This is a genomic window from Enterocloster lavalensis (genome assembly GCF_046603895.1).
In the GTDB taxonomy this organism is placed as follows: domain Bacteria; phylum Bacillota; class Clostridia; order Lachnospirales; family Lachnospiraceae; genus Enterocloster; species Enterocloster lavalensis.
Map to the genome: position 1 here is coordinate 1,486,249 of NZ_CP176637.1, position 22,232 is coordinate 1,508,480.

A 22,232-nucleotide genomic window follows, 5' to 3' on the forward strand; every position below is an offset into this window, starting at 1 on the left:
GCCCCCTCTGTCAAAGGAGACCGCCGTCTTGTTCCGTTTACAACATGCAACACCCGTTTATACGAACCGCCCCGTCCATTTTATTCTGCGCCCGTAACTCCGGTTAATACCGGTTTTATCCCGCTTTCAGCCTGTTTTCGCGTTTTGTCCGACCGCTTCATCCAGTCCTTGCCGTCCACCACTCTGGCGATGATCATCGCCAGGCCGGTGTCGCCGGTCACATTGACCACGGTCGCAGGGGCGTCGGTGATGGTGCCGATCAGCACCATGATCGGGATGGAGACCGTGGGGAAGCCGAATGCGGAGATGATGAAAATTTCCGCCACATATCCGCCCGCCGGGATACCGCCCATGACCACAGAGGCCACCACCGCGATGACGATGGACAGGAGAATGTTCTTCGGCGTCGCGTAGTTCATGTTAAACACGGAACACAGGAAGGAAATTTTCAGGATCTGGATAATGCAGGCTCCGTCCTTGTGCAGGTTCGCCCCCAGCGGAATGGAGACATCCGCGATATCCGAGGGAATCCCCAACTCCTTGGCCTGGATCAGGTTCAGGGGCAGCGTGGCCGCAGAGGAGCAGGTGCCCAGAGCCGTCAGAGTGGGAGCCGCGGCGGTTTTCCACCACCTTTTCACGCCCTCCGGCCCGGCGCCGATGTAGGCCATGACCGTCTGGGAAATCACATAGTACAGGACGATTACCGCGCAGTAAATGATGATGGCCCGCGAGAGAGGCCCGATCACTTCCTGGCCGTACTGGCCGATCAGGATGGCAAAATAGCAGCCAAGGCCCAGGGGAGCCAGCTTCATCACGATGCCGATGAGCTTGACGATCACCTCCGTCATGCAGTCCATGAGGTGCAGCACGGGCTTGCCCTTCTCTCCCGCCAGAATGATGGCGATGGCAAAGATGATGGTAAACACGATGAGCGCCATCAGGTTGCTCTTGGAGAACAGCAGCGGGAAATCTCCCACCGTGAACATGCCCAGAAAGTTCATGCTGCTGGTCATGTTCTCCACCTCCTCGGTCATGTTGAGCACAGCGCCCTTGGCCGGGTCAAACAGCAGGGCCGCCACCACCATAAACAGACAGGAGATCACTCCGGTGATAATAGTTCCCCCCAGGAAGGTCACCAGAATTTTTCGCAGCTTGGCCAGGTTTTCCATCTTGGCGATGGCCGCTGTCAGCGAACAGAAAATCAGCGGCACCACACAGCAGTACAGTAAATTCAGAAACAGATCCGCGACCGGCTGGAGCACCGCAGCCCCCTCTCCCCAGAAGAAGCCCACAACGCCTCCCACAACCATCGCGCCAAGTAACATAATCGAAGACTTATATGTATTCCACAGCGTTTTCATTTTTCCACCTTTTTCTAATATACCACATTTCTTACTCTGTTGACAGTTTCACAGCCCGGGCTTACGCGTTTCTTTTTCTCAGATTTTCCTTGATGTTCTCCACCGCTTTCTTCACAATGTCGGGATGGGTGCCCATGTTCAGGCGGATGAAGCCCTTCCAGTTCTCGCCGAACCACTCGCCGTAGTCCACGGCCAGGCGGCATTTTTCCTGGGTAAAGTCGCGCACATCGTCGGCGGGAACGTAGTTTCTCAAATCCATGAACACCAAATAGGTTCCCTCCAGGGGCGCGATATGGACGCCGGGGAATTCCTTCATCTCCTCCACCACGGTCTCGTAGTTGGAGCAGATCACCTTCTTTACGCCCTGGTACCACTCTTCGCCGCCCCGCAGCGCGGCTTCCACGGCCGTGATTCCGAACACGTTGACTTCCACCGAATTGTAAACCTTGACAAAATCATCCCAGGTTTTTCTCAGCTCCTCGTTCTCGATCACGATGGTGGAGGTCAGACAGGTGGCCAGGTTAAAGGTCTTGGAGGAGGCGAAGGCGGTGATCATACGGTCCGCGTACCTGCCCCCGGCAATGGTGGCCGCCGGAATATGCTTGTGTCCGCCGAACACCAGGTCCTGATGAATCTCATCGGAGATCACTAACACGTTGTGCCGCGCGCAGATCTCCAGCATCCGCTCCAGCTCTTCTTCCTTCCATACGCGTCCCGCCGGATTGTGGGGGGAACAGAGAATGTACATCTTCACGCCGTTTTCCACAATCGCTTTCTCAAAGCCCTCATAATCAATGGTGTAAACGCCCTGGTCGTAGATCAAATCGCAGGTCACCAGGTTGCGGCCGCTGTCCTTGACGCAGTTGTGGAATGGATAGTAGACCGGCGTCATGATGATCACAGAATCTCCCGGCTGGGTGTACATGTTCACGGACCAGTACAGCGCCGCGACCACGCCCGGGGATACGCGCATCCACTCCTTCTTCAACTGGTACCCGTGGTGGTCTTTCTCCCAGTCCATCACCGCCTCATAGTAGGAGTCCGGCACAAAAGAATAACCGAAAATGCCGTGGGCGACTCTCTTTGCCAGCGCGTCGGTCACGCACTCCGGCGTTCTGAACTCCATATCCGCCACCCACATGGAGATCAGGTCCGGATCTCCGAAGCGCGTCTGAAGCGCATCCCACTTCAAGCTGGCCGTGCCGTTGCGGTCCACATAGTACCTGTCGCAAAATTCTTTTACTTCCATTGTTAAACCCTCCACATTTTTTCAAATTATTGTTTAATGATTAAACCATCTATGGTTGGATTATATAATACAATCGATGTTTTGTCAATATTTTTTGTTTAATTATTAAACTATTTTTGTTTTTTAGTTTTCCCGCTAAACCATTTGCTTTTTTTATTAATCTGTGCTAAACTGAATTATAATTGGGAAATATTACGCATTTGCAAAGGAGGAGCGCAGAGATGGATGCAACGGATTCCGCAAAGCTTTTGCCGCAGGACGACAGCTTCATAGACCAGACCTTCCACACGTTAAACGAACGCCACAACAGCATTTACCAGTTCGTAATGCGTTATAACGACTATATCCTTTCGGTCCACGACTACGGCGAGGGCATCCCCATGACCATGATCGAGGTCCACACGCTTACTTATATAGAAGAGCATCCCGGCGTCACGGTGACCGAGCTGGCCAAATACTGGGGAAAAACAAAGGGCGCGCTGTCCCAGACCGCCAGCCGCCTGGCGGAATGGGGACTGATCACAAAGGAAAAGAAGGAGGACAACGCCAAGAACGTCTGCCTCTACCCCACCGAGCAGGGCGTCCGGCTGAGCAGGTCCCACAAGCTCTACGATACCCTGGACATCACTAAAACCATGGGCGAGCTGCGCAAGGAGTGCACGCCGGATGAGATCGACGCCTTCTACAAGGTACTCTCCGTGTACAACCGGGTAATTCAGAAGGATTTTGAGATCAACAAGGGCGCCCGGCCGGTGGGCCGCAAACCTAAGCGGAGGGAATAGAACGGAATCAGGACGGGGACGGCGGATCCCAGAAGTATGGAAAATTATGAAAAATAAATATTTTGAATTAGCCCTTGACACTTCGCCGTCTCCGTGCTATAGTTAAGAAGTATTTTTTATAAGATTTTGATTTCACATGTTTTTGTAAGTCATTATTCCTATGATGATTTACAAAAACGTGTGATTTTTTTTAGTTTTATCAAAAAATATAATATTATATTTCAGGAGGTATCTTTCATGAATAAAGGTACAGTAAAATGGTTTAACTCTCAGAAGGGCTTCGGCTTCATCACCAACAGCGAGAACGGCGAGGACATCTTCGTTCACTACTCCGGCATCGCTTCCAACGGCTTCAAGTCCCTGGAAGACGGCCAGTCCGTTACTTTTGATATCACCAACGGCAACCGCGGCTTACAGGCTGTGAACGTGTGCGTGGCATAATCAAACCAGCGAATTGACAAACAGGGTGCCCCAAATGTCTGAAAACGGCATTGGGGGCACCCTGTTTTTTAGTTGTTCCAGTATCCCTTGTGTACCTCTGCGATCTCCTCCACCAGCTCCGGGAAGGGGCCCACGACCTCGATTGCCTTCTGGCCTCTGGCAAAAACCTCCCGGCAGGGCAGGTCAAAGGTGGGATTCTGGGGATCCGCGCCGGTTTGCGCCAGCAGCTCCTTCTCCGTCATGCCGTACACCACCCGGCCGATGCCGGCCCAGTAGATGGCGCCCGCACACATCGCGCAGGGCTCCGCTGTGGTGTAGAGGGTGCAGTCCTTCAGAAATTCACGGGAGTAGAGCTGGGAAGCCCGCTCCGCCGCCTGCGTCTCCGCGTGGCCCGTGCACTTTTTCTCCGTGATCTCCACGTTGGGCTGCTCCAAAAGAATCGTTCCCTCTTTGTCCGCCAGCAGCGCGCCGAAGGGGGTGTTGCCGCTTGCCCGCGACTGCCGGGAAATCTCCACGCAGCGCTTTAAGTTCCTGATATCGGTTGTATAATCCATTTCATCCTCCTACCGGTGCGAGGTCAGTCCTCACATACCGCTGTCCTTAAATTTATCACAATCCCTTCCGGATGTAAATTGCATTTTAACCCGGCCCCGCGAAAATGGGGCGGACAAAAATAAGGACAGGCCCGGATCACCGCGGCCTGTCCTTATGAAACTCGCTAACCATTTTTTTCCAAAGCCGTTCAAACCCTTCCGGGTCCGGCCTGGGGCCTCCCTCGGCCTCCACCTCTGCCTCCGCCGCCTTAAACTCCCGCAGCAGGTCCTCGTCCGAGTTCCGGTACAGACGCTGCAGTAATTCATCCATCTCATTCATAAAAATATGCGCCTCCTTGCTCTCCAAGTATAGCGCATTTTCAAGCTCTGTGGCTGATTTCGCTCGGAAATCCGAGCACTTTTTGTCCTCTAAAGGTAATCGCTTTCAATCAGGTCTGAAATTTTGATTTTCAGACCTTTCGCCAGTTGCTCAAGTGTGTCGACCCGCGGCATGGACCCCTTCCGAATCTCATGCACCGATGAGCGGGATAGTCCTGTGAGAATACTTACCTGACGCTCTGTTAAGTTCCGTTGTTCCATAATCTCGTCAAGCAATAGCTTCATGTATTCTATTATACAGTATATTATAGAAAAAGCATCTGGGTTTTTCTGGTTTTCCGGGGTCCGGGAAACAGAAACGGACCGCCTTCCCCCGCCAAAGCGGAGGGAAAACGGTCCTCTTTTATCTGCCGAATACTCCCCTTATTTTGTATCAGGCATTTGCGGTTATTCTACGTTTTTCTTCAGCGCTCCCAGCACCAGGCAGCCGGCCACGGCTCCGGCCACAACGGCGGCCAGGTACAGGAGCGGGTTGCCGATGGTGGGCAGCACGAAGATTCCGCCGTGAGGCGCGCGCAGCGTGCAGCCAAAGGCCATGGACAGGCCGCCTGCCAGGGCGGAGCCCACGATACAGGAGGGAATCACACGCAGCGGGTCCTGAGCTGCAAAGGGAATAGCTCCCTCTGTGATAAAGGACAGGCCCATTACATAGTTCACAATACCGGACTGACGCTCCTTGGCCGTGAATTTCTTCTTGAAGAAGGTGGTGCACAGAGCGATGGCGATAGGCGGAACCATTCCGCCCGCCATCACGGCGGCCATCACCTCAAAGTTGCCCTCAGCCAGCTGGGCGGTACCGAACACGTATGCCGCCTTGTTGAAGGGGCCGCCCATATCGATGGACATCATGCCGCCTAATACCATGCCCAGCACGATCCGGCTGGTTCCGCCCATTCCGTTGAGGAAATGGGTCAGGCCGTCGTTGATCATTCCCATGTAGGGATTCACAAAGGTGGTCACCACCGCTGCCAGGAAAATGCCGATCACCGGGTAGAGCAGCACCGGCTTGATCCCCTCCAGAGACTTGGGAAGCTTTTCAAAGAGCTTGCGCAGGCCCAGCACGATGTAGCCGCCTACAAAACCGGCAAACAGCGCGCCCAGGAAACCGGCGTTCACGTCGCCGCCCGCAGGATTGGCGAAGGTGGACCCCATCTTGGCGATCAGACCGGCCACCAGGCCCACCGCCAGGCCGGGACGGTCCGCGATGCTCATGGCGATGAAACCGGCCAGGATCGGCAGCATCATGCCGAAGGCCTGTTCGCCGATGGTCTTTAGATAGGCTGCCAGGGGCGTATTCTTGCCGAAATTGGACGGGTCGATGGAGTAATCGTCAAAGAGGAAGGCCAGGGCGATCAGGATTCCGCCGCCGATCACGAAGGGCAGCATGTGGGAAACGCCGTTCATCAGATGCTTGTAAATGCTTCTGCCCAGACTGTCCTTGTTCTCCTCAACTCCGGTATCGGCGTTTTTCTGTCCGTCGTGGCGGTACACCGGAACCGTGCCGCTCACCGCCCGGTTGATCAGCTCCTCCGCCTTGTGGATGCCGTCCGCAACCGGGACCATAATCACCGGCTTGCCGTCAAAGCGGGCCACCTCCACGTTCTTGTCGGCCGCAATGATAATGGCGTCCGCCCCGGCGATCTCGGACCTGGTCAGCACGTTCTGCGCGCCGCCGGAGCCGTCGGTCTCCGCCTTCAGGGCGATTCCCATTTTTTTGGCAGTATTTTCCAGATTCTCCGCAGCCATGTAGGTGTGGGCGATGCCGGTGGGGCATGCCGTCACGGCCAGGACCCGGTAACCGGTGGGGGCACTTTCCGCGGTTGGTTTTTTACTGGTGCGGGACTCAGCTGCGGGCGCGCCGGTCTGCAGTCTGTTTCCCGTCTGCGCTGCGCCGGTCTGCGGCCCATTTTCCGTCTGCTCCGCGCCGGTCTGCGATCCGTTTCCCTTCTGCGCTGCGCCGGCCTGTGGTCCGTTTCCCGTCTGCGCTGCGCCGTCCCACGGTCCATTTCCTTCCTCCGCCGCGCCGCCCTGCGGCCCGTTCTCCTCCTCCGCTGTGCCGAACCGGGCGGTCTCCGCCTCGTCGATCACCCGGAGAAACTCTTCCTTGGACTTAGCCGCGGTCAGAGCCTCCTTGAAGCCCGGGTTCATCAGCAGGGTGGACAGGCGCGCCAGGGCCTCCAAGTGCACATCCGCGCCCTCCGCCGGAGCCGCGATCATAAAGATCAAGTTGGCCAGGGAGCCGTCAAAGGCCTCGTAGTTCACCCCTTCCGGCAGGACCATTGCCGCCAGGCCCGGCTGCGCCACGGCCTCCACCTTGGCGTGGGGGATGGCGATGCCCTCGCCGATGGCCGTGCTGCCCAACCCTTCGCGGGCCAGGATTCCCGCCTTGTACCCGGCTTTATCCTTCAACCGGCCTCCGGCCTCCATAAGCGCCACCAGCTTGTCAATGGCCTGTTCCTTGTTCTCAGCCTTCTCATTTAAACCGATGCTTTCCTGTTTCAGTAATTCGGTAATCCGCATGAAAATTGCCCCTCCTTATAAAATAATCTGCCCATCTGTTTCCATCTTCGTCTCTCACAGCGTTGCCAGCAGCCGCATGATCTCGTCTTTGGTTCCGATTCCGTCGGAAAACGCCGTGGCGCCTCCGCAGGCTGTGCCCAGCTTCAGCGCATAGCCGTAATCTCCCGTCTCCAGGTACCCGGCCAAAAAGCCCGCCACCATGGAATCCCCGGCTCCGACGGAGTTTTTCACCACGCCCTTTGCCACTCCCTGGCGCAGCACCTGCCCGTCCTCGGTCACCAGCAGCGCGCCGTCCCCGGCCATGGACACCAGCACGTTGCGGGCGCCCCGTTCCTGAAGCCTGCGCGCATATGCCGCGATCTCCTCCTCACCCTCCAACTCCACGCCGAACATCTGTCCCAGCTCGTGGTTGTTGGGTTTGATCAGAAACGGGTGATAGCAGAGCACATTGAGCAGCAGGTCTTTCTCCGCGTCCACCGCGATGCGCACCCCGCGGCCGTCCAGACGCGCCATGATCCGCTCGTAAATGTCGGGTTCAATGGAGGCCGGTATACTTCCGGAGAGCACCAGCACATCCCCCTCCTTTAAGCCCTCCAGCTTCCCAAAGAGCTCCCCCACATCTCCGTCCGTGATCTCCGGCCCCATGCCGTTGATCTCGCTCTCCTGGTCGGATTTGAGCTTCACATTGATCCGGGACATGCCGCGCTTCACATGGATGAAATCGGAGCAGAAGCCCAGGCGTTTCACCCCCCGTTCAATCTCGTCGCCGGTGAATCCGGCCACAAATCCCAGGGCCACGCTCTCATACCCCAAATTGGCAAGAAGAGCCGATACATTGATGCCCTTACCCCCGTAGAAAATGTGTTCCCCCACCGTGCGGTTGACCTGCCCCAGCGTGAAATGATTTACGTTCACAACATAGTCCAAAGCCGGGTTGAACGTTACTGTGTAAATCATATATCGCATACCTCTCTTTTTATGAAATTTCATTTCTTATCTCTGTCTCTATCATAGTATGATGTTCTATTTTCGTCAATAGTATTTTATACGAAAATTCGTTTCTTGCACACTTTCATCACTGCGCACAAAAACAGGCGCACTTTCCGCCTGAAAGCCGCCTGTTTTTGTGCATTTTGCCCGCTATTGTTTGTCCGGTGAAATCACCTTCTCATGCCTGCGAATATGCTCCACAGCGTCTTTCTTGCTGTTCAGCAAAAGAAGGTAAAGGATTTCCATCACCGCCGTGGCTGTGACCCGCGAGAACCAGAACTCCTCGGTCAGAAGCTTCTCCCGGGTCGCCGTGACAATCCGGTAATCGCTGATCCGCGCCAGAGGGGAATCCGGATTGTTGGTGATGACGATGACTGTGGACCGGTTCTCCCTGGCTCCCTGGGCCAGGGACTGAAGCCGCCTGGACGAGCCGGAGTTGGAAATGATCAACACCACGTCCTCGGGGCCCAGATTGAAGGTGTAGGCCGCCTGGGTTTCCCAGATTTCGCCGGCCACCGCCGGGATGCCCAGCTGGTTGAACTTGAACGCCCCGTCCATGGCCACCGGGATGGTATTGCCCACTGCAGCCAGCTGCACCATGCGGGCGTTCTCCAGCCTGCTCAGAATCTGTTCCAGGTTATCCGCGTCCATCATATTGACGGTTTCCGTCAGCTCCGCCACCTTGTTGGCCAGAATATTCTGAAGAGACTGGCGGATATCTCCCCGGTCAATGTCGTTGGACACGCTCTGATCCTTCTGCTCGTCCTCCAGCACCTCCCTGGCCAGCGTCAGCTTCAGGTTGTGGAACCCCTTGAAGCCGCAACGCCGGCAGAACCGGGAAACCGTGGCATCGCTGGTGCCGCTGGCCCTTGCCAGCTCCCCCACAGTCATATCCACCACCGCCGCCTTGTTCTCCATCATATAGTCCGCGATTTTCTTCTCCGCCTCAAAAAACGTATCGTAGGAAGAACAGATTGCCCCCAAAACACTGCGCGTTTCTTGCATTTCATCCTCCATCATTTCTGTGTAAATTCATTTCATGGAACTACTATAGCACACAATGCTCTAAAAAAAAAGAATTTCCGATTCGAATCCATAAGACTTTCTCAAAAATTATTAACTTTTCCTTAGCCCCCTTGTATTTCCATTTTTAATGTGCTATAATCCGAAAATGCTAAAGAATTAACGGTTTTTTCACATTGCCTGGCCCATTTATTCCGGCCCTGGCTGCGGTTTCTTTAGAAGAAAGAGAGATGGGTTTTATGAAAACAATCGCGGCGTTTCTCCGCAAGTACAGTCATGTATGGATTCTGTCCTACGGATTGATTTATCTGACCTGGTTCTGTTATCTGGAGCGCACGGTTACCCGCAATTACCATGTGATGCACGTGGCGATGGACGACTATATCCCGTTCAACGAATATTTCATCGTGCCATATCTGATGTGGTTTTTGTATGTGGCTGTCACAATCCTTTACTTCCTCTTTACTAATAAGGAAGATTATTACCGTCTATGCCTGTTTTTATTCTCCGGCATGACCATCAGCCTGATTATCTGTACCTTCTTCCACAACGGTACGGATTTCCGCCCGGCCCTGGATCCGGACAAAAATATCTTCACCGCGGCGGTGGCCGCCCTGTACCAGACGGATACGCCCACCAACGTATTCCCCAGCGTTCACGTGTACAACTCCATCGGCGCGCACATCGCCATCGTGAAAAGCGAAGCGCTGAAAAAGCACCGGCTGGTGCGTTTCGGATCCGGCATCCTGATGACCGCCATCTGCCTGTCCACGGTATTTTTAAAACAGCACTCCGTGATCGACGGCGTGGGGTCCGTGGTGATGGCTTACGTGATTTACTGGGTGGTCTACGGCTACGGCTGGTCCACGGAAAACAAAAAGGTTACGCAGAAGGTTCTGGGATAACATGTCCCGGCAGATAGAAAAACCGCGCTCCGGCTGGGAGGGCGGTTTTTGAATATAGCGGGCCATTGGCAACCAAAAGCCGCTTGCCTTTTCCTCCCGATATGATATAATAAGTAAACGGTGTCAGTACCGATTCTTCCCGGGAATTTGCTCCCGGTCCTGGAAATCCGGCGTTTCTGCCGAATATCCCGCAGCCATTTACCTGTCAACTGCTTCTGCTGTTAAAGAGGAGGGATGCAATGGCAGAACAAAATCTTTATGTAAACTGTTTAATCTCAAAACCGGTCTATTTTGCGGACCTGTGCAACGCCGTCATTTTCGACGGAAAGCAGATCATCCGGCCGGAGGACCTCACGCCCCTTCCCGGACACTCCGGGGTTATGATCGCGGACCCGGAAAAAGGCCGGCGCGTCCTGCAGCGATACCGGGATGTCTGCATGAAAACCACGGGCGGGCTGTGCGTGGCCGTCATCGCCTGCGAAAATCAGACGGAGATCCACTACGCCATGCCCATCCGCTCCATGCTGTACGACGCTTTGGACTACACGGAACAGGTTCACCGGATCCAGGCCCGAAACCGCAGCGAGAAATCAGCGAGGAGCCACGGTGAATTTCTCTCCGGCCTGAAAAAGGAGGACCGCCTCTGCCCGGTTGTCACCTTGGTCTTATACTACGGCCGGGAACCCTGGGACGGGGCCCTTGATCTCCACCAGCTGACCGGCCTCGACCGTGGAGACTCGCTCTATGCAGCCATAGCCCCATTTGTTCCCAATTATCACGTCAATCTGATCCATGCCGGCAACCTGGACTGTGTGGAACATCTGCGCACCCATTTACAACTGATTTTCAGCATGCTAAAATATAATACAGACAAGCAGGCGCTGTACAATTTCGTGCGGGAGCGGCAGGAGGAGCTTCGCTCACTGGATCAGACGGATCTGATGGCCCTCTTCTCCCTGATCGGCGAGCAGAAGCGGCTGCAAAAAATCATGGAACAGACAGAATGCGGGGAGGGGTTTAATTTGTGCAAGGCAATCGACGACCTGATCGCGGACGGGGTCCGGCAGGGAAATGAGGAAGGCGAAAAGAGACTGTCCAGCCTGATCTCCCTTCTGATCAAAATGCAGCGCATCGACCTGGTGGAGCAGGTGGCCTGCAACCGGGAGCTGCGCAGGAAACTCTACGAGAAATACAATCTATGACCGGGACGCTCCGCATTCCGGTCGCAACCGGCGTAAACAGGCCGCGGAATCCGGGGAATCCCCGTTTCCGCGGCCTGCGCGTTTTATTACCGTTTCGATCGTTCATTTCACCTGGGAGAGCCGGCGGCATACCGTCCGCAGCTCCTGCACCTGCAGAGTCCCCGCCACGTGCCCCGGCTGGCTCCGCCTTCTCTTTAAACGTCAGTTAAACCCATAGAATTTCTGGGTGATCTTGTACCCGGCGATCAGCAGCTTGCGCCCGCCTTTTCCCGGCAGGTTGCAGCCCTGGCCCAAAAATCCGGTGCGAAGCCGGAGATACAGCGGCAGATTCTGCTTTTTCAGATACTGCCAGAGTTCCTTTTTCTTCTCCAGATTCTCATCCGTTCCCGACTTGATGGCCAGAACCGACGAGATAGTCATCATGATTTCCAGGTACTGGACCATATAGTGGCGCAGCTTGCGGTTGGCGATCTTGGTCACATCGTAATACCCCAGCATCAGCTTTGTCACCAGCAGCTGCTGGTCGATTCTCCCGATCATCACCTTCTCGTTCACCGACTGGTCCTCGCGGCCGATGTAATACCGGTAAAAGTTCACATCCAGATAATACATGTGCTTCACATGGGGCAGGGGCTGGTACACGAAAATGTTATCCACGTAAAATGTGTGCTTGGGCAGCTGCAGGCCGCACTGGAGCAGCAGGGCCGTCCGGTAGATCACGGAGTGCATGAGGATATACTGCCCTTTCATGAAAAACTTCACGTCGCTCCAGCCGAATACCTTATCCTTGGGAAACGCAGTATGATAGCTCATCACCTTCTTGCGTTTTGCCCCCTCCTTCTCGTAGACAAAGTTGGACACCAGCATGTCCAGGGTCTCTCCGCCGTACACAAAGCGGCGCAGGGTCTCCAGCACCTTGGCGTAGGCCTCCTCGTTGACCCAGTCGTCGCTGTCCACCACTTTAAAAAAGATGCCGGTGGCATTCTTTAGGCCTGTATTCACCGCCTCGCCGTGGCCGCCGTTCTCCTGGTGGACCGCCTTGCAGATGGTGGGGTATTTCCGGGCATACTCGTCCGCGATCTCGGGGGTGCGGTCCCTGGTGGAACCGTCGTCCACGATAATGATCTCCACCTCCTCGCCGCCGGTCAGGAGCGTCTGGATACAGTGTTCCATATACGGCTCCGAGTTGTAGCATGGAATTGCAACGGATAATAGCTTCACAATTTTTCCTCCTACTGATAGGCTTCTTTCAACACTATGGAAATCATAACACATTATTTTTTGTTTTACTATAGGGATTTCGATAATTGAATTGCATTTTTCTCCAATTTAACCTATAATCAAGGAAGCGCATCTCTTATCGACAGCCTGCGGCTGCCGACAAGGTACAATAAACTTAATTTCAGAAAACAAACGGCATTTCAGGCCACAACAATCAACAGACAAGCGAGGTATGGATTATGGCAAAAAAACGCATCGTCATAGCAGTCGGTCACAAGGACCTGGGCACCAATCTCCCGGAGCAGAAGGCCGCGGTGGCGAAAACCGCCAAAGTGATCGCTGATTTTATTCAGGATGGATGGCAGGTGGCTATCGTCCACAGCAACGCCCCCCAGGTGGGCATGATTCACACTGCAATGAACGAGTTCGGCAAGCAGCACGACGGCTACAGCAAGGCCCCCATGTCCGTCTGCTCCGCCATGAGCCAGGGCTATATCGGCTACGACATGCAGAACGGCATCCGCGCCGAGCTGATCAAGCGCGGAATCTATAAACCGGTATCCACCGTGTTGACCCAGGTGACCGTTGACCCCTACGACGAGGCCTTCTACACGCCGCTCAAGACCATCGGCCGGGTGATGACCGAGGCTGAGGCCCGCGAGGAGGAGCAGAAGGGCAATCACGTGGTCGAGGTGGAAGGCGGCTTCCGCCGCATCGTTGCCTCCCCCCATCCCGTGGCCATCGTGGAGATCGACGCCATCAAGGCGCTGCTGGACGCGGACCAGATCGTCGTGGCCTGCGGAGGCGGCGGCATCCCGGTGATGGAACAGGGTTACAACCTTCACGGCGCCAGCGCCATCATTGAGAAGGACCTGGCCAGCGGACTTTTAGCCAAGGAGGTGGACGCGGACGTGCTGATGATCCTCACCAGCGTGGACAACGTGACGCTGAACTACGGCACCCCGGAGGAAAAGCCGATCCTGCGCATGAATATACAGGAAGCCAGGGATTACATGGAACAGGGCCAGTTCGAGTTCGCCTCCATGCTGCCCAAGGTATCCGCCTCCGTGGATTTCATCGAGAATGGAAAGGACCGCTGCGCCATTATCACCTCCCTGGACAAGGCTAAGGCAAGTCTGAAGGGGGAGGCTGGGACCACCATCGCGTAGGAACCGGTTTTAAAGAATTTTTCAGAAAATGTGTTTCAGGGGATAACCGCAGCCGGTTATCCCCTTTTTGAATGTTGCGGAGCTCTGGCGCAGGATGCCCAAAACAGCCCGCCCCAAAACAAATTGTCCCGGGGCGGGCTGTCTTTATGGTTTTAGGTTACGCCGCAGGCATTGCCTGACGGGCGGCCGTCTAATGGTTCTATGCGTTTTTCACTGTAGCGATGTCGATCAGCGTCAGCTCCTTGGCCCGGTTCTCCAGGCTGGTGGCCAATGCCGCGGCCGTATCCAGGCTGGTCAGCACGTGCACGCCGGTCTCGATGGCGTTGCGGCGGATGATAAAGCCGTCGTGACTGCGCTCCGCGCCCTGGGGCGGGATGTCGATGATCAGGTCGATCTGATGGCCCAGCACCAGGTCCAGGACGTTGGGGCTCTCCTGCTCGATCTTGCGAATCTCGTAGGCCTTCACGCCGTTTGCCTTTAACGTTCTGGCCGTGCCCCTGGTGGCGAAGATCTGGTAGCCCACCGCCGCGAACCTGCGGGCGATGTCCACCGCCTCCTGCTGCTCGGAGTGGCGCACGCTCATAATCATTTTCCGATACTTGGGCAGGCGGATTCCAGCTCCCTCAAAGGCCTTGTAGAGTGCCTCATTGAAGGTCTTTGCGATCCCCAAGCACTCGCCCGTGGACTTCATCTCCGGCCCAAGGCTGATGTCCGCGCCGCGGATTTTCTCAAAGGAGAACACCGGCATCTTGATGGCGATGTAGTCGGCCGCAGGCTGTAATCCCGGGGTATAACCCAGCTCCCGTATGGTGTGTCCGCAGATGATCTGCGTGGCCAGCGGTACGATGGGGATGCCCGTCACCTTGCTGATATAGGGCACCGTGCGGGAGCTTCTGGGGTTCACCTCGATGATGTACACATCGTCCCCGTCCACGATAAACTGAATGTTGATCATGCCCTTGACATGGAGCGCCCGGGCCAGCTTCTCCGTGTACTCCACCAGGGTGTCCACATTTTTCTGAGTAATATCCTGGGCCGGGTACACGGAAATGCTGTCCCCGGAGTGGATTCCCGTCCGCTCGATATGCTGCATAATTCCCGGAATCAGGATGTCGGTGCCGTCGCAGATGGCGTCCACCTCGATCTCCTTGCCCATGATGTATTTATCCACCAGAATCGGATGCTCCTGGGCGATCTGGTTGATGATACCGATAAATTCGTCGATGTCCTCGTCGCAGATGGCAATCTGCATACCCTGGCCGCCCAGCACGTAGGAGGGGCGAACCAGCACCGGATAACCCAGGTCGTTTGCCGCCTTCTTGGCCTCCTCGGCCGTGAACACCGTGTGTCCGGCCGGCCGCGGGATATTGCACTGCTCCAGGATCGCGTCAAAGCGCTCCCGGTCCTCAGCCGCGTCCACGTCCTCGGCCGCGGTTCCCAGGATCGGCACGCCCATCTTCATCAGGGCCTCGGTCAGTTTGATGGCCGTCTGGCCGCCGAACTGCACCACCGCCCCGTCGGGCTTCTCGATATCCACGATGCTCTCCACATCCTCAGGGGTCAGCGGCTCGAAATACAGCTTGTCCGCGATGTCGAAGTCCGTGCTCACCGTCTCCGGATTGTTGTTGATGATAATGGTCTCGTAGCCTTCCTTGCTGAAGGCCCAGGTGCTGTGCACGGAGCAGAAGTCGAACTCGATTCCCTGGCCGATGCGGATGGGGCCGGAGCCCAGCACCAGCACCTTCTTGCGGCCATTTGTCTGCTTCGCCTCGTTGTAGCTGCCGAAGCAGGAGTAATAGTAGGGCGTCTCAGCCGCGAACTCGGCCGCGCAGGTGTCCACCATCTTATAAGCAGCGCGGATATCATTGTCGTAGCGCTGCTTCTTCACCTGATCCTGGGAAATGCCGGTCAGGCGCGCGATCACGTTGTCCGGGAACTCGATCCGCTTGGCCTCTGCCAAAAGCTCCGTGGTCAGCTCCTTCTCGCCTCTGCCCACCGCCTTTAACTCATTTTCCATCTCCACCAGGATCGCCAGCTTGTCGATAAACCACACGTCGATTCTGGTGATCTCATGGATCTCCTCGTAGGTGAAGCCGCGGCGCAGGGCCTCGGCGATCCGCCAGATCCGCATGTCGTCCACGCGGCTTAACTCCTCCCGCAGGCTGCTGTCGTCAAGGTCCGTGAAATCGTAGGACAGGAGGCAGTCCACGTGCTGCTCCAGGGAGCGGATGGCCTTCATCAGACCGCCCTCAAAGTTGGTGCAGATGCTCATCACCTCGCCGGTGGCCTTCATCTGGGTGCCCAGGGCGCGCTTGGCGCTGATAAACTTATCAAAGGGCAGCCGGGGCATTTTCACCACGCAGTAGTCCAGCATGGGCTCAAAGCTGGCGTAGGTCTTTTTCGTCACCGCGTTTTTGATCTCGTCCAGGGTGTATCCCAGGGCGATCTTAGCCGCCACCTTGGCGATGGGATATCCCGTGGCCTTGGAGGCCAGGGCCGAGGAACGGCTCACACGGGGATTCACCTCGATGACGCAGTATTCAAAGCTGTCCGGGTTTAATGCGTACTGCACGTTGCAGCCGCCGGTAATCCCCAGCTCGCTGATAATGTTCAGGGCGGAGGTGCGCAGCATTTGGTATTCCTTGTCGCCCAGGGTCTGGGAGGGGGCCACCACGATACTGTCGCCGGTGTGCACGCCCACCGGGTCGATATTTTCCATGTTGCAGACCGTGATCACGTTGCCCGCGCCGTCGCGCATGACCTCGTACTCGATCTCCTTCCAGCCCGCGATGCAGCGCTCCACCAGCACCTGTCCCACACGGGAGAGGCGCAGGCCATTCTCCAGAATCTCGGCGCACTGCTCGGGATTCTGGGCGATGCCGCCGCCGGAGCCGCCCAGGGTGTAGGCCGGGCGCAGGACCACCGGATAACCGATCTGCTCCGCAATCTCAAGGCCGTGTCTCACGTCCTCCACAATATCCGAGGGGGCTACCGGCTCGCCGATCTTCTCCATGGTCTCCTTGAACATTTCCCGGTCCTCGGCCTTCTTGATGGTCAGGGCCGTGGTTCCGATCAGGCGCACGCCGTGCTCCTTCAAAAAGCCCGCGTCCTCCAGCTCCATGGCCAGGTTCAGCCCGGCCTGTCCGCCCAGGGTGGGCAGCACGCTGTCCGGCTTCTCCTTCAGGATCAGCTGCTCCACCACCTCCACGGTCAGCGGCTCAATGTACACGCGGTCCGCGATATCCTTGTCCGTCATAATGGTCGCGGGGTTGGAGTTTAACAGTACCACCTCAACGCCCTCCTCCTTCAAGGAGCGGCAGGCCTGGGTGCCGGCGTAGTCGAACTCCGCCGCCTGGCCGATGATGATGGGGCCGGAGCCCAGTACCAGAACTTTTTTGATATCAGGATTCTTAGGCATCAGTTCTTCACCTCCATCATTTTAAGGAAACGGTCAAACAAGTATCCGGAATCCAGGGGGCCAGGGCAGGCCTCCGGGTGATACTGCACCGTAAAAATATTCTTGCCCGTGTACTTTAATCCCTCGTTGGTCCCGTCGTTCACATTTACAAACGCAGGCTCGGCCAGCTTCGGGTCCAGATTGTCCGTGTCCACCACATAACCGTGGTTCTGTGAGGAAATATACACCCGCCCGGTTTCCAGGTCCTTCACCGGATGATTGCCGCCCCGGTGGCCGTACTTCAGCTTGTAGGTGTCCATCCCGTTAGCCAGGGCCATCAGCTGATGTCCCAGGCAGATGGCAAAAATCGGCACGTCGGACTGGTACATTTTTTTGATCTCCTGAATCATCTCCACATTTTCCTTGGGGTCCCCGGGGCCGTTGCTCAGCATAATCCCGTCCGGGTTCTCCGCCAGCACCACCTCCGCGGGCGTGTCCGCCGGATAAACCGTCACCTGGCAGCCCCTCTGGTTTAGGGAACGGGCGATATTATCCTTCGCGCCGTAATCCATCAGCGCCACCCGCTTGCCCTCGCCAGGAAGCACATACGTTTCCTTTGTGGTGGTTTTCATCACCACGCCGGCCACTGAGTACCCCTTCATCCGGCTGATAGGCTCCGCAAAATCGGCATACGCCTTGGTGGTGATCATGCCGTTCATGGTTCCTTTTTCTCTTAATATTTTCGTCAGGGCTCTTGTATCGATACCACAGATACCGGGAATATCATATTTTTCTAAGAAATGCTGAATGGTATCCTCACAGCGGAAATTGCTGGGGATTCTGGATAATTCTCTTACAATATAACCGTCGGGCCAGGGCTTCCTGGACTCCATGTCCTCGTGGCAGATGCCGTAATTTCCAATCAGCGGATACGTCATCACCACCGCCTGTCCCGCGTAGGATGGGTCTGTCAGGACTTCCAGATAACCGGTCATAGAGGTATTAAACACGATCTCACTGATCACTTCCCTCTGCGAGCCGATGCTGGTTCCGGTAAAAACAGTTCCGTCTTCCAGTATGAGGTATGCTTTCATATGGGGTACCTGTCCTTTCTTTTGCGTCAAATAGCGTGTCTGCATTGGGCTGTCTGAAGTCTCATCGCTATTTCAGCCCAAATTGTAAAGATTATACTGTATTTCGTATTAATTTGCAATGGCTTTAAAGGCTAAATTTTTTTGTCTGTAACTAAATATTTTTTATATTTATGTAAACCCGATGACAGGGCTTCTACTTATAAGTATTCTCAATAACATTTATTAAAATACCTTTATGATTGACTGGAACTCCACATCGTCAAATCATATCATGGCCAGGACGCCGTACAGAATATACAGGCCCTGCGCTGAAATGCTATGCTCACTCAGGATATGAACGTTCCATTTGGAACAGCGAAAAGCCACGAGTCGGAACCTCGTGGCTTTTCTATTCCCTTTTTGTATGGCGGCTTAGACCATGGCTAGTTACCGGCTATTTGTCTCCCCCTCTCCCGCTATCCTCTACACCAACTCCGCAATCCTGGTAATCCCCACATAAATATGCGAAATTTTATACCATGTCGCAAAGTTCACCACTCCGGTCTGCGGCAGCCCAAATATCGACTGGAACTCCCTCACCGCGTCCGCCGTCCGCTCCCCGTAAATCCCATCCGGGTTCACGCGTGGAATCGCCGAGTACACCGTGGCGATGGTATCCAGCTGCTCCTGCATCTGCTGCACCTTGGGCCCCGAACTCCCCACCGTCAAATCATATCCGGGCCAGGACGCCGGGATCCCGGAAATCTGCTCCGCGGTGTTCACATAGATCGAATCCCCGTAAAAATAACGCAGTATCTCGATGGGGCTGTAGCCCCGCTGGCCGAGGTCGCAGCTGCCCCACTGTGTCATCCAATTTGGACACTGCACCTGCCTTCCGTCGCAATACTGCGTCAAAATCGGCTGCCTCACCCCAGGCCGCGACAAATAATTATCAAAAATCTCATCCACCACCAGGGAAATACTCTCGAAAATATTCCGCCCATAGATCCACTTATGATCAAAGGCCGTAGACGAGGTGATGGTAAAATCATATCCCTGGTTCCGGTACCACTCCGTATACACCCGGTTCAGCGTGAAGGACATGATCGCCAGCACATTGGCCGTGATTGTGGCCCTGGGCCAGGTGGAATAGATCTCGCTGGAGGCCACATTCTTAATATAATCCCGGTAAGGCACATAGTAGTCCTTAGCCGTGCGGTCCGTGGGAGCCCCGTCGTGGACCACCACGGTCTGGGGTACCACCACCCGGCTGAGCACGATTTCTCCGCTCTCCGCCACGGGCTTGATCTCCGGCTCCGCGATCTTTGGCGGGTAATTTCCATATAATGTGTGATCCGGGATCACCACCGGGTCCTCCGGCGGCGGCACCTCCCCCACCGGCGTCATGCTCACCGGCTGGATCGCGGTGGAATCCGCCAGTATTTCCGTCCCGGACACCACCAGCGGATCAAATCCCTCCGCCTCCACCCGCAGATTGTACTCCGAGTAGGGCTGGACGTCCCCCGGTTCCAGGCTCAGTTCCAACGGCGGCGCCGAGAGGGCCACCTGCTCCGTCTGGCCGGAGCTGTTGGTCACAACCTGCTCCACCGGCGACTGTGGATCCCCCTTGTAGCTGATGGTAATCCGCGCGTTTTGAATGGGAAAATTATTCTGAATATTGACGACATTTACCTGAAGCAGGCCCCTGTAGCCTGTTTCCGCATTGTTTGGCATGTAACACCTCGTATTTTATGATTACTACAATATAATACGCACACCGCCGTTTCATGCCAGTCCCGCGCGATTTTCCGCCTCCGATCCCATGGGGATGCGCATGAAATGCCGTCCCTGGCATAAATTCTAACATAACCCTTTCACGCTACAGCCAATAGGCCGTAAAAAGGAGGTCTTTCAACTTGACTGATATTATCATTGTGGGCGCCGGCTGGGCCGGCTGCGCCGCAGCGGTGGCCGCCGCCAAACAGGGCGCCCGGGTAAAACTTTTGGAGCGGACCGACATGATCCTGGGCACCGGGCTGGCCGGAGGTATCCTGCGAAACAACGGCCGGCTGACCGCCGCTCTGGAACTGGAAGCCATGGGCGGCGCGGACCTGTTCGCTGCCCTGGAACCCACCCTGCGCCACCGGAATATTTCCTTCCCCGGCCATGACCACGCCGATCTCTACGACATCGCCCTAGCCCCCGGCGCGGTCCAGGACTGCCTGAAGCGCTGGGGCGTGACGCTGCGCACCCAGACCCGGATCACCGGAATCTCCATGTCGGCGGACAAAACCTCCATTGAGTCCGTCACCGACAACCATGGAAATACCTATGCCGCCGATGCGTTCCTCGACGCAACGGGCACAGCCGGTCCCAGCGCCAACTGCGCCCGTTACGGAAACGGCTGCTCCATGTGCATTCTGCGCTGTCCCAGCTTCGGCGGCCGTGTGAGCCTGGCCGCTCTGGCAGGCGTCCGTGAGCTGGAGGCCCGGCGGCCGGACGGTACTCATGGGGCGATGAGCGGTTCCTGCAAGCTGATGAAAGAATCCCTTGCACCGGACCTCGTCCGCCGGCTGAATGAAACCGGAGTTGCCGTAATCCCTGTTCCTCCCGGTCTGCGGGAGGACCATCTGTCCTTAAAAGCCTGCCAGCAGTACGCTTTGCCGGAGTTTGCAGAAAACCTGGTGCTGTTAGACAGCGGCCACGCCAAAATGATGGCGCCCTTCTTCCCCCTCGACAAGCTGCGCCGCATTCCCGGCCTGGAAAACGCCCGCTATGAGGACCCCTACGCCGGCGGCAAAGGCAATTCCGTGCGTTTTCTTGCCATGTGCCCGCGGGGAGGCGACCTGAAAGTAAACGGTCCAGACAACCTCTACTGCGCGGGTGAAAAAGCCGGTCCCCTGGTGGGCCACACGGAGGCGATGGTCACCGGCACCCTGGCCGGTTACAACTGCGCCGCAGCCATTTCCGGAAAACCGCCTCTCATCCTTCCACGCTCTCTGGCCTCAGGGGAGGCCATTGCCTGGACCGGAGAGGAGATGCGCACCCCGGACGGCCTCTCCCGGAAATACACCTTTTCCGGCGGCTGTCTCTTCGAACGGATGAAATCGCTGGGTCTTTACCGCACATCGGCCGGTGAAATCCGGGATGAGGTGCGCGCTCTGGGGCTGGAGGACGTTTTTTCCGAACCGGCCGGGTAACATTACACCGACCGTATTCGATCCGCAAAAAAACGGCTCCGCGTTTGCTTCCTTCCCGCCGCGCAGAGCCGTTCTCCCTCAACCTCTATTCCTCCGCCAGCCCCTTAATCTTAAGGTACTCCCGGATCGCCCTCACCGCTCCCTCTGTTCCCAGCCGGGCCGTGTTGAGCATCAAATCATAATTTTCCACATTTTCCCAGTCGCGTCCGGTGTAATACCGGTGATAGTCCCGGCGTTCCCGGTCAATGCGCTTGATGTTCTTCTTAACGTCCTTATCTTCGTAGTACCCCAGCTCCGTAATCCGTTTGACCCGGTAATCCATGTCCGCGTACAGGAACACCCGCACCAGGCCGTCCCGTCCCTCCAGAACATAGTCCGCGCAGCGCCCGATGATCACGCAGTCCTCCCCGTCCGCCAGCTGACGGATCACCTCGGACTGGAAGCGGAACAGATTGTCCGCGGACACCAGGTCCGAGCCGAAGGAAGGGGCTCCCAACTCCGGCGTCAGGCCCTTGATAATCTTGTACAGCAGCCTGCTCCCCGGCCGCTCGTCGGCCAGATGGTAGTAGCTCTCCTTGATTCCGCTCTCATTGGAATTCATCCGAAGAATGTTCTTGTCGTAAAAGCCGACTCCCAGTTCCTCTGCCAGCCGGGAGCCGATCTCCCGTCCGCCGCTGCCAAACTGCCTTCCGATGGTGATAACGAGCCTTCTTCCGTCCTTCATAGCGTCGCCCTCCTTCCGCGGTTTTCCGCGCCTTCACCTGCTG

19 protein-coding genes are annotated in these 22,232 nt (G+C 56.2%); 6 read left to right on the forward strand and 13 right to left on the reverse strand.

Annotated features, from left to right (window positions below; all coding sequences use genetic code 11):
• Positions 1–80: 80 nt before the first annotated feature.
• Both ACK2JC_RS06550 and ACK2JC_RS06555 read right to left on the reverse strand, forming a co-directional pair.
• Positions 81–1,361 (reverse strand): dicarboxylate/amino acid:cation symporter, encoded by a 1,281-nt coding sequence (locus ACK2JC_RS06550; protein ID WP_092369828.1) that lies wholly within the window; start codon positions 1,359–1,361, stop codon positions 81–83.
• Positions 1,362–1,422: 61 nt separating this feature from the next.
• Positions 1,423–2,610 carry a MalY/PatB family protein gene (locus tag ACK2JC_RS06555; protein WP_092369831.1) on the reverse strand — a complete coding sequence of 396 codons (1,188 nt, stop codon included), beginning with the start codon at positions 2,608–2,610 and terminating at the stop codon, positions 1,423–1,425.
• A gap of 221 nt (positions 2,611–2,831) precedes the next feature.
• Between ACK2JC_RS06555 and ACK2JC_RS06560 the strand changes: the two genes are divergently transcribed.
• Together ACK2JC_RS06560 and ACK2JC_RS06565 are read left to right on the forward strand one after the other, a co-directional pair.
• On the forward strand, positions 2,832–3,392 hold the full coding sequence (locus ACK2JC_RS06560; protein ID WP_092369834.1) for a MarR family winged helix-turn-helix transcriptional regulator: 561 nt from the start codon (positions 2,832–2,834) through the stop codon (positions 3,390–3,392).
• A gap of 237 nt (positions 3,393–3,629) precedes the next feature.
• Positions 3,630–3,833 (forward strand): cold-shock protein, encoded by a 204-nt coding sequence (locus ACK2JC_RS06565; protein ID WP_024737152.1) that lies wholly within the window; start codon positions 3,630–3,632, stop codon positions 3,831–3,833.
• 68 nt (positions 3,834–3,901) lie between these two features.
• Here ACK2JC_RS06565 and ACK2JC_RS06570 read toward each other — a convergent pair whose 3' ends face one another.
• From ACK2JC_RS06570 to ACK2JC_RS06595, 6 genes are all read right to left on the reverse strand, one after another.
• A complete protein-coding gene (locus tag ACK2JC_RS06570; RefSeq protein WP_092369837.1) occupies positions 3,902–4,387 on the reverse strand; it encodes a nucleoside deaminase in 486 nt (161 codons plus the stop codon).
• Between the two features lie 136 nt (positions 4,388–4,523).
• Positions 4,524–4,706, reverse strand: a complete 183-nt coding sequence (locus tag ACK2JC_RS06575) for a hypothetical protein (protein WP_024737154.1) — start codon at positions 4,704–4,706, stop codon at positions 4,524–4,526.
• Positions 4,707–4,795: 89 nt separating this feature from the next.
• On the reverse strand, positions 4,796–4,990 hold the full coding sequence (locus ACK2JC_RS06580) for a helix-turn-helix domain-containing protein (RefSeq protein WP_007708998.1): 195 nt from the start codon (positions 4,988–4,990) through the stop codon (positions 4,796–4,798).
• Between the two features lie 162 nt (positions 4,991–5,152).
• Positions 5,153–7,285 (reverse strand): fructose-specific PTS transporter subunit EIIC, encoded by a 2,133-nt coding sequence (locus ACK2JC_RS06585; RefSeq protein WP_320937863.1) that lies wholly within the window; start codon positions 7,283–7,285, stop codon positions 5,153–5,155.
• A gap of 54 nt (positions 7,286–7,339) precedes the next feature.
• Positions 7,340–8,242 carry a 1-phosphofructokinase gene (gene pfkB / locus ACK2JC_RS06590; protein WP_118756716.1) on the reverse strand — a complete coding sequence of 301 codons (903 nt, stop codon included), beginning with the start codon at positions 8,240–8,242 and terminating at the stop codon, positions 7,340–7,342.
• Positions 8,243–8,425: 183 nt separating this feature from the next.
• Positions 8,426–9,280 (reverse strand): MurR/RpiR family transcriptional regulator, encoded by an 855-nt coding sequence (locus ACK2JC_RS06595; protein ID WP_276853469.1) that lies wholly within the window; start codon positions 9,278–9,280, stop codon positions 8,426–8,428.
• 257 nt (positions 9,281–9,537) lie between these two features.
• Between ACK2JC_RS06595 and ACK2JC_RS06600 the strand changes: the two genes are divergently transcribed.
• Positions 9,538–10,203, forward strand: a complete 666-nt coding sequence (locus ACK2JC_RS06600; RefSeq protein WP_276853466.1) for a phosphatase PAP2 family protein — start codon at positions 9,538–9,540, stop codon at positions 10,201–10,203.
• Positions 10,204–10,442: 239 nt separating this feature from the next.
• Positions 10,443–11,405 carry a hypothetical protein gene (locus ACK2JC_RS06605; RefSeq protein ID WP_320937862.1) on the forward strand — a complete coding sequence of 321 codons (963 nt, stop codon included), beginning with the start codon at positions 10,443–10,445 and terminating at the stop codon, positions 11,403–11,405.
• 201 nt (positions 11,406–11,606) lie between these two features.
• Here the strand turns inward: ACK2JC_RS06605 and ACK2JC_RS06610 are convergent, their stop codons facing one another.
• On the reverse strand, positions 11,607–12,626 hold the full coding sequence (locus ACK2JC_RS06610) for a glycosyltransferase family 2 protein (protein ID WP_092369852.1): 1,020 nt from the start codon (positions 12,624–12,626) through the stop codon (positions 11,607–11,609).
• A gap of 239 nt (positions 12,627–12,865) precedes the next feature.
• Here ACK2JC_RS06610 and arcC point away from each other — a divergent pair, with 239 nt between their 5' ends.
• A complete protein-coding gene (gene arcC / locus ACK2JC_RS06615; protein ID WP_092369855.1) occupies positions 12,866–13,795 on the forward strand; it encodes a carbamate kinase in 930 nt (309 codons plus the stop codon).
• Positions 13,796–13,994: 199 nt separating this feature from the next.
• On the opposite strand, the gene carB is transcribed toward arcC, so the two are convergent.
• The 3 genes from carB to ACK2JC_RS06630 form a co-directional block, all read right to left on the reverse strand.
• Positions 13,995–17,213 (reverse strand): carbamoyl-phosphate synthase large subunit, encoded by a 3,219-nt coding sequence (gene carB, locus ACK2JC_RS06620; RefSeq protein ID WP_368272039.1) that lies wholly within the window; start codon positions 17,211–17,213, stop codon positions 13,995–13,997.
• On the reverse strand, positions 17,213–18,286 hold the full coding sequence (locus ACK2JC_RS06625) for a carbamoyl phosphate synthase small subunit (protein ID WP_276853458.1): 1,074 nt from the start codon (positions 18,284–18,286) through the stop codon (positions 17,213–17,215). The genes carB and ACK2JC_RS06625 overlap by 1 nt, the downstream gene beginning before the upstream one ends.
• Before the next feature lie 462 nt (positions 18,287–18,748).
• Positions 18,749–19,999: a peptidoglycan-binding protein gene (locus tag ACK2JC_RS06630; protein ID WP_118756721.1), complete on the reverse strand. Its 1,251-nt coding sequence runs from the start codon at positions 19,997–19,999 to the stop codon at positions 18,749–18,751.
• Positions 20,000–20,181: 182 nt separating this feature from the next.
• Here ACK2JC_RS06630 and ACK2JC_RS06635 point away from each other — a divergent pair, with 182 nt between their 5' ends.
• Entirely contained in the window at positions 20,182–21,465 is a 1,284-nt protein-coding gene (locus ACK2JC_RS06635) for an FAD-dependent oxidoreductase (protein WP_320937646.1), read from the forward strand.
• Between the two features lie 85 nt (positions 21,466–21,550).
• Here ACK2JC_RS06635 and ACK2JC_RS06640 read toward each other — a convergent pair whose 3' ends face one another.
• Entirely contained in the window at positions 21,551–22,189 is a 639-nt protein-coding gene (locus ACK2JC_RS06640; RefSeq protein WP_227168324.1) for an AAA family ATPase, read from the reverse strand.
• Positions 22,190–22,232: the final 43 nt, after the last annotated feature.